The organism is Parasphingorhabdus sp., assembly GCF_036964675.1.
GTDB lineage: Bacteria > Pseudomonadota > Alphaproteobacteria > Sphingomonadales > Sphingomonadaceae > Parasphingorhabdus.
In genome coordinates, this window is the sequence record NZ_JBALTF010000045.1 from 8,605 (window position 1) to 22,677 (window position 14,073).

The window sequence follows — 14,073 nt, forward strand, 5'->3', positions numbered from 1 at the left end:
TGTGCCGACAGATCATCGGCGCTGCCCATCACATAGCCACCACCGTGCAGCCAGATGATCGTGCAATCCGGAAATAGCACATCCCGCGCGCGATATTCGATCACCGCGATATCAGGATCTCCATCCAGTCCCGGCATATGATATTCGTCCTTCTGGCCGTCATATTCCGGCAGATCGACAGCCATCTGGGCGAACAGCGCATCCAGCGCGGCACGGGCACTGGCCACGTCCGACTGCAATATCTCGAAAATATAGGGCCCGTCCGCCGCGATCATATCGCGGAATGCAGGATCAAGCCGGTCTAGAAAGTCTGACAATTTTTCCCCCCAGTGCCAGCCGGGGTTGCGTTCAGCCCCGAACTTGCTTCGCGATGCTGTCCAGCAGCCCGTTTACAAAACCGGCGTCCTTTTTGTTGAAGAAGGCATGCGCCACATCCAGATATTCGTCAATCACCGTTGCGATCGGCACATCTTCCTGTGCGACCAATTCAAAGGTCCCGCAGCGGAGTATCTGAAGCATCGTCTTGTCCAGACGACCAATTGTCCAGCCGGAGGCCAGTTTCGAAGCCACCAGTCCGTCGATTTCTTCGAGCCGCGATGTCACGCCGATCACCAGGTCATCAAAAAAGTCCCGCTCGGCCGGATGATATTGGTCATCCTCGATTTCCTTGCCGAGCCGGTGGTCATGGAATTCCTTGAGCAGCTTCGGCACCGGCGTCTTTTCCATCTGGTGCTGGAACAGCGCCTGTACGGCGGCCAGACGAGCGGCGGAACGGGATGTGGATTTTGCGGTCATGCTGTTTTCATCCGTGGCATGCCCAGAAAATCGCCCTTGCCAATCGGGAACCCATGTTCGCGGAGCAGATCATAGGCCGTCGTTGCATGGAAATAGAAATTGGGTTGAGCAAAACTCAGCAGAAAATTTTCGGCTGTGAAAGGCATGACCCTGTCCTTGAAGCGAAATTCCATATGCTGGCCGATAAAGCCCTCCATCTCTGCTTCGCTGACCGCTTCCAGCCCGGCCTTTGCTTCATCGAGCTTTTCGTACAAGCCCGCCCAGTCACTGGGTGGCGCGACCAGGCTTGGCGTGAACACGCCCTCTCTCACCGCTTCAATCGCGCCCAGCGAATGCTCGCGGCAGCATTTCACCTGATAGGAAAAGGGCTGCATATCCTCGATCAGCCGTGCGCCGATAATCTCTTCCGGCGCCGTGCCTTTTTCGTCGCAATGGGCTTTTGCCTTGTCGACCAGCGCGCGAACCGCAGCGATGATCTGCAGCTGGGTTGGAATTACGGCATCATATAATGAAATCGTCATGGACATTATCTTTCTGTTGATGGTCAGCGCCGGTCGAGCCGCTTTTGGATGCTGGCGGCATGGGCGGGCAAGCCCTCTGCCTCTGCCAGAGCGACCGCCGCCGGGCCAATATTGGCCAGCGCCTGTTCATCGCAGTGGATGAAGCTCGTGCGTTTCATAAAGTCAGTCACCGACAGGCCGGACGAGAAACGCGCCCGCCGTCCGGTCGGCAAAACATGGTTGGGACCGGCGACATAGTCACCGACGGCTTCGGGGGTGTGACGGCCGAGAAACACCGAACCGGCATGGCGGACTTTCTTGAACAGCGCGTCAGGATCATCGACCGCCAGTTCGAGATGTTCGGCAGCCAGCCGGTCGACCAACGGCAGCGCCTGTTCGAAACGATCGACGACAATGATCGCGCCATTGTCATTCCAGCTGGTGGTCGCGGTTTCGGATGTCGCCAGAACCCCCAATTGTTCGTTTATTTTTTCAGCAACTTGATCGGCAAACTTGTCATCATCTGTGAACAATATCGATTGGCTGGTCGGGTCATGTTCCGCCTGGCTGAGCAGGTCGGCGGCGATCCAGTCGGGATCATTTTTCGCGTCGGCAACCACCACGATTTCCGACGGGCCGGCGACCATATCGATACCGACAACCCCGAATACCTGCCGCTTGGCCTCGGCAACCCAGGCATTGCCGGGGCCGGTGATGACATCGACAGATTTGATCTTTTCTGTACCATAAGCGAGTGCGGCTACCGCCTGCGCGCCACCAATCCGCCAGATTTCGTCGACTCCGGCCAGTTCTGCCGCAGCCAGCACGAGGGGATTGATGTAACCACCGGGTGCGGGCGTGACCATGATGATCCGATCGACACCGGCAACCTTGGCCGGAATCGCGTTCATCAATACCGAAGACGGATAGGCGGCGCGGCCACCGGGAATATAGATGCCGGCACGTTCGACAGCGTTCCAGCGCGCGCCGATGCGAACCCCGGCCTCGTCCATATAGTCTTTATTTTCAGGGATTTGCCCCTCATGGTAATCACGAATTCTTAAGGCGGCCAGCTCCAGCGCAATTCGCAAAGATGCTTCCAGGTCTTCCAGCGCGGCGGCCGCTTCGGCCTTGTCCACGCGCCAGCCGGTCTGCTCCAGATCATGCTGGTCAAATTTGCTGGTCAGCCGCGCCAAAGCTTCGTCGCCATGATCGCGGACATCCTGAATGATCATTTTGACATCGGCCGACACATCGGCGTCAGCCTCGCGCCGGGCATTGACCAGCGCGTCGAACGCTTCGGCAAAACCGGGATCTGAAATAGACAGTCGAAGCACCATTTTAGCCCCTCCTTTTCAAAGGAGGGGTTGGGGTGGTTCCGTGCCGCGTGTCACTCACGCGAGCGATGCAAGTGAATCGCCGCCACCCCTTGATTCCCTCCCCTGAAGAGGAGAGGTTAGATTTTCTGACCGGCTCCATCAGACCCGCCCCGCCAGCTCGCGGAATTTCTGCACCAGCGGCGTCAATTCGGCGCTGCGCATCTTGAACGCCGCACGGTTGACGACCAGCCGGCCGGAAATATCCAGGATCCGGTCGGTCTCGACCAGATCATTGGCTTTCAAGGTGCTGCCGGATTCGACCAGATCGACGATATGCCGCGACAGGCCCAGCGATGGCGCCAGTTCCATCGCGCCGTTCAGCTTCACGCATTCTGCCTGAATGCCCTTGCTCTCGAAATAGCGGCTGGTGAGATTGGGATATTTGGTCGCCACCCGGAGATGGGAGATATTGGCCAGCGGTTCCGCGTCATCCTTCGGCTGTGCCACCGACAGGCGGCAGCGCCCGATGCCGAGATCGACCGGGGCGTATAGCTCGCTATAGCCGAATTCCTCGATCACATCGGAACCGACAATGCCGATCTGCGCAGCGCCGTGGGCAACAAAGGTCGCTACATCAAACGCCCGCACCCGGATGATCGACATATGCGGTAGATTCGTGGCGAATTGCAGACTGCGGTTGGACTTGTCAAAAAAGGCGTCTTCCGGCACAATCCCCGCCTGCTCCAGGAGCGGCAAGGCATCGTCGAGAATCCTCCCTTTCGGAATTGCAAAGATTAGTGGTTTGGCCATGATGGCCGCGGCTTTACGGGTTAGCAGGTGAAAGGGCAACGAGTTATGGACATTTTGGACATGGAAGATATCGCGCAGGGAATGCGCGGTCAGGCCGAACATTGTCGGCGCAACGACGCACCGGTGACGGCCTCGGTCATCCTTGCCCAATTGGCGCTGATGGGCGGCCCGACCGCCTGCGGCCAGAAGATCGCGCACTGGCCGGGAAAACCGCTGGAAGACGCGATGCCGCTGCGCCTCACCGGTGGCCTGCATCACCTCTATCTCAGCGGCAGGGAACCGCGCCTGGCCGAGATTTACCAAGGCCGGATTACTGATCCGGACGAGATTGATCGTCTGGTCGGACAGGTCGTGGCCGACCATGATGCCGATCTCCTGCCCTGGTTCGACAATCCGCCGCAGACCAATGAGTCGGGACGCTCGGCCAGTTTCATGGCCGGACTGCTGTGGCTGTCGGGGCGCGTCGGTCCGCGATTCGAACTGCTCGAACTTGGAGCCAGCGCCGGCGTCAATACGATGATGGCGCGCTATCATTATGATCTGAACGGCGTCCTCGCGGGCCCGGACGATTCGCCAATGCGGATCAGACCGGAGTGGCGCGGCCCGCCTCCGCCACAGGCACCGGTGGAAATAGTCAGCGCCCGCGGCTGTGACCAGAATCCGATCGATCTCACCGACGATGAAACCGCCGGGCGGCTCAAGGGCTATATATGGCCGGAAATGCCCGCCCGCTTCGAGCGGATGGAAGCGTCCATCGCGCTCGCCAAACAAGATCCACCCGATGTGGCAAAGGCCGACGGTGCCGACTGGGTGGAAGAGCAGCTGACCCAGCCGCAGCAAAGCGGCGTGACCCGGGTGCTGATGCATTCGATCGTCTGGCAATATCTGCCGCAGACAACCAAGGACCGGATCACCACAGCGATGGAGACAGCAGGCAAAGCGGCCACCCCGGACAGGCCGCTCGCCTGGATGTCACTGGAAACCAACCGCAAGACCTTCAGCCACGAACTGATCCTCCGCTACTGGCCGGGCGGCGAAGAACCGGCGCTGCTGGGCCGCGCCCACGCCCATGGTGCATGGGTCGAGTGGTTTGACGAATAGAAGCTTGCACAACCCTCTCCCATAGGGAGAGGCAAGTGGAACTTGTCAGCTTGCTGACTAGTGGAACTCGGTCAGGGGTTTTCGACCTCTGAAGAGTTAAAACCCCTCACCGACTGCGCCTAAGGCAATGAATTGCCAAGGCTTGTTGCCTCTCCCCATGGGAGAGGGTCTATCAATCCGTGACCGTATTCGGCTCACCCTCGGGCAGCGGAATATATTCATCGGGATCGCCCGGAACCTTGGGAAATCGGCCTTCAAACCAGTCGGCCTTGGCCTGCTCGATCCGCTCCTTGCTCGACGAGACAAAATTCCACCAGACATGGCGTTCGCTGGCAAAAGCCTCGCCACCGAGCAGCATCGCACGGCCGCCCGACAGAGATGAAAGCGAGACCTTCGCCCCCGGCGCAATCACATAAAGCAGATATTTTTCCAGCGGCACGCCATCGAGCGCACCATCGCCATCAACCAGCATCACCGCCCGTTCGTCGGCCTCCGCGTCGATCGGGATCGCGCCATTGGCGGACAGCAAGATGTCGGCATAGATGGTCTCTGCATGACAAGTGGTCGGCGCGGTCTGCCCCCAGAGCGAACCCATGATGATTCGAGCCTTCACGCCGCCATCTTCGATCAGCGGCAAATCCGCCTCGGCGACATTCTCGAATGCCGGGTCCATCTCTTCCTTGCCATCGGGCAAGGCCAGCCATGTCTGCATCCCGAACATTGGCTTCGGCAAGTCTCTCATCTCTAGCGGCGACCGCTCGGAATGGACTATCCCCCGGCCCGCCGTCATCAGGTTCACCGCACCCGGCCGGATCGTTTGGAAGGTACCGAGACTGTCGCGATGATCAATCGCGCCTTCGAACAAATAGGTCACCGTCGCCAGATTGATATGCGGATGCGGGCGAACGCCCATGCCATCGCCTTCGGGAAGGACCGCCGGGCCGAATTCATCAACAAAGATAAACGGCCCGACCATCCGCCGATGCCGCGATGGCAGGACCCGCCGGACCTGGAACTCGCCAAGATCATGGGTAGTGGGGGTGATGGCTTGCGTAATGATAGTCATAGTCTATCCGGATTTCTGACGGTTTTCTCTGTGATCACATTGCCGGTGTTCAGGATCGATTTCGGTTCCAGCAGCAGCACGTGACATTCGCCGCCCAAGGCCTCGGGACAGTGCTCGACGCCTTTCGGGACGATAATAAATTCCCCTTCGCCCACATCGATATCGCCGGTGTGCAGCCCCATGCGCATCCTGCCCCTGACCACCAGGAACAGCTCGTCTTCCTGTTCATGATGATGCCAGTCAAACTTGCCGTCAAATTTGACCAGCTTCACTTGTGTATCATTTATATCGCCCGCGACTTTCGGGGACCAGTGATCGGAGAAGCTGGCGAAAGCGTCGGCCAGATTGACTTTGCGGATCATGCATTCCCTTCCTCTTGTCGCTCGCCCGCTCATACCCTTCTCCCTTGCGGGAAAAGGGTCTATTCATTCCCCCGGTGCCTTCGCCTTGATCACCATCGCGTGGACCTTGTCCCGCATCATGTCGCCCAGCGCCTTGTTGACCATGCGCTGGCGGTTGAGCCGGGACTGACCGGCAAAGGCCGCGCATTCGATCTCGACGGAAAAATGCGATTCGCCACTGCCGTCGTCGCCGGCGTGGCCGTGATGGCTGGCGCTGTCGTTGATGACGTTCAGCGATATTGGCGCAAGTTCGGCGGTGAGCCGCTTTTCAATCTCGCTGTGGACTGGACCTTTGGGCATCGAATCTCCATATTGCTTGTTCACTCAACATATTAGCCGTTTGCACTGCGCTTGTCGAAGTGCGTTTATGGCTTTCAAACCGTCCTTGGAATAGCAGGACCAACGGAGCAATATTGAGCCCTTCCCCGAAAAGAAAACCGAACCGCTTTCATGGCCGCGTCGAAACCGAGGGCCAGTCCTGCGCCATAGAAGGTTGTGCAGAAAACGGCGAATTTCGTGCGCCTCCCATCTATGGTAGCGGGCGCAGCTACGACGGACCCGGCGAATATCGCTGGCTGTGCCTCGACCATGTCCGCGCGTTTAATCAGGGCTATGACTATTTCGCCGGCATGGACCAGGAGCAGATTTTCGACGCGCAGCATCCGGTGCGCGGATGGGACTCGACGCGGCGAGTCTATGGTGCGGGGCCAAAAGTTCCGCCGGCCTGGGCCGATTTTTCCGACCCTCTCGACGCCATTGGCGCGCGATTTGCCAGCGGCATCCATCGCCGCCAAACCTCCGGTCCTGCTATCTCTGGCGCAGACCAGAAAGCGCTGCAGACGCTAGGGCTTGGCGACACTGACTCCCGATCCATCGGTCGCAGCGAAATCCGCCGCGCTTATTCCGCGCTGGTCCGCAAATATCATCCGGATCGCAATGGCGGGAACCGCAGCCACGAGAAACAGTTGGCAAAAGTGATCGAGGCCTATACGCAGCTTAAGGAATCACCGGATTTTCGATGAGAATCCAATTCCCGTTGGTCCTGAACCTGTCGATGGACGTTTCACGTCTTCGGCGCCTGTCGATTTTGATGAACGTGTTTCGATGGGCCCGATGATAGGGGGTGGGGCTAGTGGATGAGTAATTTCGAAGGGCAAACATGACTGAAATACCAAATACCAATTCCGACACCAGCGGCGAAACCATCATGGACGCACCCGACAAGATGGTCGATGCGCGCGAAATGTTTGGCATTGAACTCGATATGCAGGTCCCCGCGTTCAGCGTGAAGGACGAACGGGTACCCGACCTCGATCCAGCTTATGTTTTCGATCCGGAAACCACGACCGCTATCCTCGCCGGCTTCGCCTTCAATCGCCGGGTGATGGTGCAAGGCTATCACGGTACCGGAAAATCGACCCATATCGAACAGGTTGCCGCGCGCCTCAACTGGCCCTGTATCCGGATCAATCTCGACGCGCATATCAGCCGGATCGACTTGGTCGGACGCGACGCCATTGTGTTGAAGGACGGCCAGCAGGTCACCGAATTCCGCGAAGGCCTGCTCCCCTGGGCGCTGCAGACGCCAACCGCCTTGGTGTTTGACGAATATGACGCCGGCCGCCCCGATGTGATGTTCGTGATCCAGCGTATCCTGGAAGCGGAAGGCAAGCTGACCTTGCTCGACCAGAACCGGGTGATCCGCCCCAACCCCTATTTCCGCCTGTTCGCAACCGCCAACACGGTTGGCCTTGGCGATACCAGCGGGCTGTATCACGGCACCCAGCAGATCAACCAGGGCCAGATGGACCGCTGGAATATCGTGGTGACGCTAAACTATCTGCCGGCTGCGACCGAAGCAAAAGTGATCCTGTCGAAAGTGCCGGATGCCGGTGACCAGACGGTGGAAAATATGATCAAGGTCGCCGATCTGACCCGTCAGGGCTTCATCAACGGCGACATTTCCACGGTGATGAGCCCGCGGACCGTGATCAGCTGGGCGCAAAATGCCGCGATTTTCAAAAATATCGGCTTCGCCTTCCGCCTCTCTTTCCTCAACAAATGCGACGAAGCGGAACGGATGCTGGTAGCGGAATATTATCAGCGGGTATTCGGTGAAGATTTGCCGGAGAGTGTGACGGGCGGGTGATCAACTGATTATAATGCAGCGATAGATCATGCTTTGTATGGATTGCCTGTGCATCGATGAGCGTTTACAAAGCATGGCATGTCTATCGACAGCAAGCCTATGAAACCGGAACAAGAATTCGAATACCAAATGGAAGTGGCGCGCAAGATCATGCGCAAGGACTCCAGGGTTCTGGCGGCTTTGGCGGGATTCGACAGAACCGGCAAGAACCCCGCTTGGGTCGAAGAGGGACTGAAACAGACGAAATCCAAAGATTGACGTTCATCGGTGAGCAATCGCTGTTCAAATATTTCCTCTCGCTTATGGCGTATTATTTTTGTAATACAGCAAATTGATGCTTGATCAAACCTCCTCCGAACAAAGGCGACGGCGCTGGTACTGGCCATTTGGCCGGAAAAAAGCCGCTGAAACCACATTTTACGAGCCCTATGGCGATGCGATTCCACCGCGCATCGAAGAGCCGGTTGCACCGCTCAAGAAGCCGCATGGCAAATGGTGGTGGTTCAGCCGCGCGATAGCGTCGGGGTTGTTGCTGTTGATTCTGCTGGTTGCCTATCTGGCAATCACCGCGCCTCTGTCCAAATCCCTGCAACCGATCGCTCCGCCGCAAATCACGCTGCTGACCTCAGACGGACAGCCGTTCGCCCGCAATGGCGCGGTGGTCGACGAACCCGTCCGGGTCGCCGAATTGCCCGATCATGTGATGCAGGCCTTCATGGCGATCGAGGACCGGCGCTTCTATTCCCATTGGGGCGTTGATCCGCGCGGATTCGCGCGGGCACTGCTGAGCAATATCTCGGGCAGCGGGATGACCCAGGGCGGCAGCACGATCACCCAGCAGCTGGCCAAGACCACCTTTCTGACGCCGGAACGCAGCCTGACGCGCAAGGCGCGGGAAATGCTGATCGCCTTCTGGCTCGAAGCCTGGCTGACCAAGGATGAGATACTCGAGCGCTATCTTTCCAACGTCTATTTTGGCGACAATGTCTACGGGCTGCGCGCCGCATCGCTGCATTATTATTATCGCCAGCCGGAAAATCTGAAGCTGGAACAGGCGATCATGCTGGCCGGCCTGGTCCAGGCCCCCTCCCGTCTCGCGCCGACCCGCAACCCGGAACTGGCCGCAAAACGGGCTACTCTGGTCAAGTCGGCGATGGTCAGCGTCGGCTATTTGAGCCAGCAGGAAGCCGACAGTCTCGGCACCGCCAGACTGGATGTCCGGGCGAAAGACGCCCTGCCCACCGGCACTTATTTTGCCGACTGGGCGATGCCGCAAGCGCGGGAACTGACCGACCTGAGCTACGAGAAGCTCAACCTGACCACGACCCTGGACGCGCGGATGCAGGAAATTGCCCGCCGCGCGGTCGCCCGCGCGCCGCTTGGTCAGGCGCAAGTCGCGCTGGTGGCGATGCGCCCGGACGGCGAGATTGTCGCGATGATCGGCGGCAAGGATTATGCAAAATCCTCGTTCAACCGGGTCACCCAGGCCAAGCGCCAGCCGGGATCGACCTTCAAGCTGTTTGTCTGGCTGGCTGCGCTGCGCTCCGGAATGCAACCGGATGACATGATTGAGGACACGCCGATCACCAAAGGCGGCTATTTGCCCAAAAATGCCGGTGAAAATTATCGCGGATCCATCACGTTGAAAGAAGCTTTCGCCAAGTCGAGCAATGTCGCGGCGGTGCGTCTCTTTGGTCAGCTGGGCGACCGGGCGGTGATCCGCGAAGCCCGCAATCTGGGGATCAAGTCGAAACTGGCCGAGGATGACCCCAGCCTGGCCCTCGGAACATCGACGATGACCCTGATGGAGCTGACCGCCGCTTATGCCGGGGTGGCCGGCAATAGCTGGCCGGTGGAACCCTATGCCTTCAAGAAAGACAAGCAGAGCTGGGCCGAATGGCTGTTCGACTGGCCGGGTCGCTATGAGTCCAGAACCCATGCCAACATGGAATCGCTGCTGCGATCTGCAGTCAATGATGGAACCGGACGCCGGGCGATGCTGTCGATTCCCAATTACGGCAAGACCGGCACCAGCCAGAATAATCGCGATGCCCTGTTCGTCGGCTATGCCGGAGACGGCGATGACCGGCTGGTTGTCGGTGTGTGGATTGGCAATGATGATAATAAACCTCTGAAGGGCGTCAGTGGCGGCAGCCTGCCAGCGCTGATCTGGAAGGACTTCATGCAGCAGGCCATTCAGGCCAAGAAGCCCGCTGGCACCGGCAAGCCCGCCAGGACGCCCGATCCAGAAGGCCCGGTCACGCCCCTCGATCTGCCTGAAATTCCCGAAATTCCGGTCGATATCGGGGATACGGAAGTCAGGATAAACGGCGATTCCGGTGTACGGGTCGGCACGGAAATAGGCGGTGTGCCGGTTGATTTGCAAATTAACGGCGATGGCGTGGCGATCGAACGGCGTCGCGAGGAAAGTCCCCCCGGAGAGGCTCGCTAACAACATTATACCACCTAACAAAAATGCAGAAAATTAGGCCTTTGATTCCCCCGACCTTTCCGCTTAAAGCTGTCGGCTGATATGGCTGATCGTTCCAAACTTGATGACTTCAAAGACGTGCTTGGCGGCACTGCGCGCGCTATGGCCCAGCTTCCGGACCTGGAGCTGGCTTATACCGCCGAAGCACCGTCGCAAGCCGGCCAGCATCTCAAGGTGCCGATGCCGGCGCGCGATCTGCCACCAGCGCAGGTCGCCGAAGCACGGGGCTTTGCCGACAGTTTTTCGTTGAAATTGCGCCATCATGACGAAGCAACGCACCGGAAAAATGCGCCGCAGGAAGCGGTGGCTCGCGCCTGTTTCGATGCGCTCGAACAGGTTCGCACCGACGCGCTGGGATCGCGCAACATGGCAGGCGCACGGAACAATCTGAACGCGGCGCTAGAAATGCGGATGCGTTCCGATCCGATTGCGCGGGCACAGAATCGGGATGAAGTTCCGATTTCCACCGCCCTGGCGTTGCTGGCGCGGGAAAAACTGACCGGACAGGTACCGCCGGCGGGCACGATCAAGGGCCTCGACATGCTCCGCGAGTGGATCGAGGAAAGCGCTGGCCCGGATCTCGACGGCCTCAACCTGACGCTCGACGATCAGAACAGTTTTGCCAAATTGTCGACGCAATTGTTGCAACATCTTGATCTGATAAAAAGCGACGATCAATCCGAAGCCGACGACAGTGAAGACGATAGCGACGACGAGAGCGACGATAGCCAGGACGACGGCGCCGACGAGGAAGCGACTGGCGATCAGGGCGAATCCGAAATGCGCTCGGAACCATCGGATGACGATAGCCAGGACGGCGAAAGCGATCAGAACGCCGAGGAACTGGAAGAAGGCGCCGAAGAAGAAATGGGCGACGCCGGCGACGACGGCATGATGCCGGTCCGTCCCAACCGGGCAATGTCCGATCTGCCGCCCGGTTTCAACTATACCGCCTGGACCGAAAAATATGACGAGGTCGTCAGCGCCACCGAACTGTGCGACGAAGAGGAGCTGACGCGGCTCCGCGCCTTTCTCGACCAGCAGCTGACCAGCCTGCAGGGCGCGGTGACCAAGCTCGCCAACCGGCTGCAACGCCGCCTGATGGCACAGCAGAACCGCAGCTGGGACTTTGACCAGGAAGAAGGCATGCTCGATGCCGCTCGTCTTGCCCGGGTGGTCAGCAACCCGTCGCACAGCCTGTCCTACAAGATCGAGCGCGAGACCGAATTCCGCGACACCGTCGTGACCCTGCTGATCGACAATAGCGGTTCGATGCGCGGGCGACCGATTTCGATCGCCGCCATTTCTGCCGATATCATGGCGCGGACGCTGGAGCGTTGCGGCGTGAAGACCGAAATCCTCGGCTTTACTACCCGTGCATGGAAAGGCGGCCAGACCCGCGAAGACTGGCTTGCGGCGGATCGCCCGGCCAATCCGGGACGGCTCAACGATCTGCGCCATATCGTCTACAAGAAGGCCGATGAACCCTGGCGCCATGCCAAGAAAAATCTCGGCCTGATGATGCGCGAAGGCCTGCTCAAGGAAAATATCGACGGCGAAGCCCTGCTCTGGGCGCATAGCCGGCTGATCGCCCGGCCCGAAGAACGCCGGATATTGATGGTGATTTCCGACGGCGCGCCGGTCGATGACAGCACCCTGTCGGTCAATCATGGCGCCTATCTGGAAAACCATCTGCGCAAGGTGATCGAATGGATCGAAAGCCGCTCGCCGGTGCAGCTCGTTGCCATCGGTATCGGCCATGACGTGACACGTTACTACAAGAAAGCCGTGACGATCATGGATGCCGAGCAATTGGGCGGCACGATGGTCGAGCAGCTGGCCGGATTATTTGATGAGGATTGAGTGAATGAACGTAACCGAAGCCGTTAATTCCCGTCGATCCGTCCGCCAGTTTCTTGACAAGCCAGTCGACAAGGCGACTCTGGAGCGCGTGCTGGAAACGGCCCAACGCGCCCCTTCCGGCGGCAACACCCAACCATGGAGCGCGGTTGTCGTCGGCGGTGATGCACTCAAGGATATCACCGCGAAGATCAAAGAGAAAACCAAGACCGCCCCGATGGGCGAAAATATGGAATATGCGATCTATCCCAAGGATCTGGATGGCCGATATGAGGAACAGCGTCGGGCGGTTGGCCGGGATATGTTCGAAAGCCTGGGCCTGGCGCGGGAAGACGGTCCGGGCCGGGTCGCGCAAATGGCCAAAAACTGGGACAGTTTCGGCGCACCGGTGCAATTGTTCACTTACACCAGAAAATATATGGGGCCACCGCAATGGTCCGACATGGGCATGTGGCTGCAGACGGTGATGTTGCTGCTGCGCGAAGCAGGGCTCGATAGCTGCTCGCAGGAAATCTGGGCGATGTACGGTAGCTATATGCGGGAATTGCTCGGTATCAGCGACGATTATATCTTCTTTTGCGGCATGGCGATTGGCCATCGGGATCCGGACGCGCCGATCAACAATTTTGAAGTGTCCCGCGTCCCAATCAGCGACGCGATAGAGTTTCGCGGCTTTTAACCATCGCAACCGCTGGTTTTCAGGGAATATTCGGGACGGAAACGTCCCGCAATGTGACAGCGATCACTAAATCCGGTATCGGAGTCGATAATCTACTATCGGAGACTCGGATTTACTAACTAACTGGTGTAGTTATCAGAATATTCTGGGTCGTGATCGCTGTTGCCTGAGTCTGAGGGGACTAAGCAATGCACAAAAATTGTGGGGGATATATCGTGCACCGGTCGAGGATTGGCACCATATTATTGACGCTGGGGTTGGCAATGACTCCGGCGACGGCATTTGCTCAAGGCACGCCGGTTTCATTGCGCGACAGCTTCCCGATCGGAAGCAGCGAGGGCATATTATGCCAGGTTCAGGATCGCAGCATCGAAAGCAAGGCGAAGACCGATATGTTCGACCGCAGCTGGGCGGTTGTTTGCCGGGATTCTGCAAGACCAGTTAGCTTTGTCTATTCATCTCGCTCATCGGAGCAGGATATGCTGGACCGGATCGCACCAAATCGCCGCGAACCGGTGACCTGTGCCGAAAACCAAACACAAGCATCGCTCGGCGGCTTTCGTCACACCGAATGCCATCTCTCGGCGGAACCGGTTGCCTACTCGCTGATACGCGGCCGACAAAATGGCATTTCCTATGTCGCGGAAGGCTTGACCGCTTACGACAGTGCGACCTTGCTGGCGCTCAAGTCGATTTTGAATGACTCGATCGCCGACGGCAAGATTGATGTCGCATCGACATCGATTGAAGATCCATTTGCCTTTGCCCGGGTGCAGGCCGCGACGCTCAAGCCCTATCAGGCCCTGTCAGAGGGCTACCGCAGAAATCTCAGCGGCAATTATGCCGAAGCCGCTGCCTTTTTTGAAACATTGCAACAGCGCACGTCCGGCCTGGAGGGGGAG

General features: G+C 58.6%; 14 protein-coding genes and 2 pseudogenes. 8 read left to right on the forward strand and 8 right to left on the reverse strand.

Annotated elements, in window-relative coordinates; genetic code table 11:
• The 5 genes and pseudogenes from V7665_RS09195 to hisG form a co-directional block, all read right to left on the reverse strand.
• A pseudogene (locus V7665_RS09195) lies at window positions 1-317 on the reverse strand (hypothetical protein); the annotation flags it as partial.
• Window positions 318-348: 31 nt separating this feature from the next.
• Complete coding sequence (gene nusB, locus V7665_RS09200; protein WP_335664242.1) at window positions 349-795, reverse strand: transcription antitermination factor NusB; 447 nt, start codon at window positions 793-795, stop codon at window positions 349-351.
• Window positions 792-1,316, reverse strand: coding sequence for a DUF1993 domain-containing protein (locus tag V7665_RS09205; RefSeq protein WP_335664243.1), 525 nt, complete (start codon window positions 1,314-1,316; stop codon window positions 792-794). The genes nusB and V7665_RS09205 overlap by 4 nt, the downstream gene beginning before the upstream one ends.
• 23 nt (window positions 1,317-1,339) lie before the next feature.
• Window positions 1,340-2,635, reverse strand: a complete 1,296-nt coding sequence (gene hisD / locus V7665_RS09210) for a histidinol dehydrogenase (RefSeq protein WP_335664244.1) — start codon at window positions 2,633-2,635, stop codon at window positions 1,340-1,342.
• Window positions 2,636-2,773: 138 nt separating this feature from the next.
• Window positions 2,774-3,424, reverse strand: a complete 651-nt coding sequence (gene hisG / locus V7665_RS09215) for an ATP phosphoribosyltransferase (protein WP_335664245.1) — start codon at window positions 3,422-3,424, stop codon at window positions 2,774-2,776.
• A gap of 45 nt (window positions 3,425-3,469) precedes the next feature.
• Between hisG and V7665_RS09220 the strand changes: the two genes are divergently transcribed.
• Entirely contained in the window at window positions 3,470-4,525 is a 1,056-nt protein-coding gene (locus V7665_RS09220) for a DUF2332 domain-containing protein (protein WP_335664246.1), read from the forward strand.
• Between the two features lie 172 nt (window positions 4,526-4,697).
• Here the strand turns inward: V7665_RS09220 and V7665_RS09225 are convergent, their stop codons facing one another.
• The 3 genes from V7665_RS09225 to V7665_RS09235 all read right to left on the reverse strand — a co-directional run bounded on the left by V7665_RS09225 (window position 4,698) and on the right by V7665_RS09235 (window position 6,292).
• The gene (locus tag V7665_RS09225; RefSeq protein WP_335664247.1) at window positions 4,698-5,591 is read right to left on the reverse strand and encodes a pirin family protein; all 894 of its coding nucleotides are present in this window, start codon (window positions 5,589-5,591) and stop codon (window positions 4,698-4,700) included.
• Entirely contained in the window at window positions 5,588-5,953 is a 366-nt protein-coding gene (locus V7665_RS09230; protein WP_335664248.1) for a cupin domain-containing protein, read from the reverse strand. Before V7665_RS09230 ends, V7665_RS09225 begins: the two co-directional genes overlap by 4 nt.
• 63 nt (window positions 5,954-6,016) lie before the next feature.
• Window positions 6,017-6,292 carry a BolA family protein gene (locus V7665_RS09235; protein WP_335664249.1) on the reverse strand — a complete coding sequence of 92 codons (276 nt, stop codon included), beginning with the start codon at window positions 6,290-6,292 and terminating at the stop codon, window positions 6,017-6,019.
• A gap of 113 nt (window positions 6,293-6,405) precedes the next feature.
• On the opposite strand from V7665_RS09235, the gene V7665_RS09240 reads away from it, so the two are divergent.
• The 7 genes and pseudogenes from V7665_RS09240 to V7665_RS09270 form a co-directional block, all read left to right on the forward strand.
• Complete coding sequence (locus tag V7665_RS09240) at window positions 6,406-7,014, forward strand: J domain-containing protein (RefSeq protein ID WP_335664250.1); 609 nt, start codon at window positions 6,406-6,408, stop codon at window positions 7,012-7,014.
• Window positions 7,015-7,151: 137 nt separating this feature from the next.
• Window positions 7,152-8,141: a cobaltochelatase subunit CobS gene (cobS, locus tag V7665_RS09245; RefSeq protein WP_335664251.1), complete on the forward strand. Its 990-nt coding sequence runs from the start codon at window positions 7,152-7,154 to the stop codon at window positions 8,139-8,141.
• A 78-nt stretch (window positions 8,142-8,219) separates the two neighbouring features.
• Complete coding sequence (locus tag V7665_RS09250; protein ID WP_335664252.1) at window positions 8,220-8,399, forward strand: hypothetical protein; 180 nt, start codon at window positions 8,220-8,222, stop codon at window positions 8,397-8,399.
• A gap of 76 nt (window positions 8,400-8,475) precedes the next feature.
• Window positions 8,476-10,593, forward strand: coding sequence for a transglycosylase domain-containing protein (locus V7665_RS09255; protein WP_335664253.1), 2,118 nt, complete (start codon window positions 8,476-8,478; stop codon window positions 10,591-10,593).
• A gap of 81 nt (window positions 10,594-10,674) precedes the next feature.
• Window positions 10,675-12,495 (forward strand): cobaltochelatase subunit CobT, encoded by a 1,821-nt coding sequence (cobT, locus tag V7665_RS09260; protein ID WP_335664254.1) that lies wholly within the window; start codon window positions 10,675-10,677, stop codon window positions 12,493-12,495.
• Window positions 12,496-12,499: 4 nt separating this feature from the next.
• Window positions 12,500-13,171: a nitroreductase gene (locus V7665_RS09265; RefSeq protein WP_335664255.1), complete on the forward strand. Its 672-nt coding sequence runs from the start codon at window positions 12,500-12,502 to the stop codon at window positions 13,169-13,171.
• A 188-nt stretch (window positions 13,172-13,359) separates the two neighbouring features.
• Window positions 13,360-14,073: pseudogene (locus tag V7665_RS09270) on the forward strand (CHAT domain-containing protein); the annotation flags it as partial.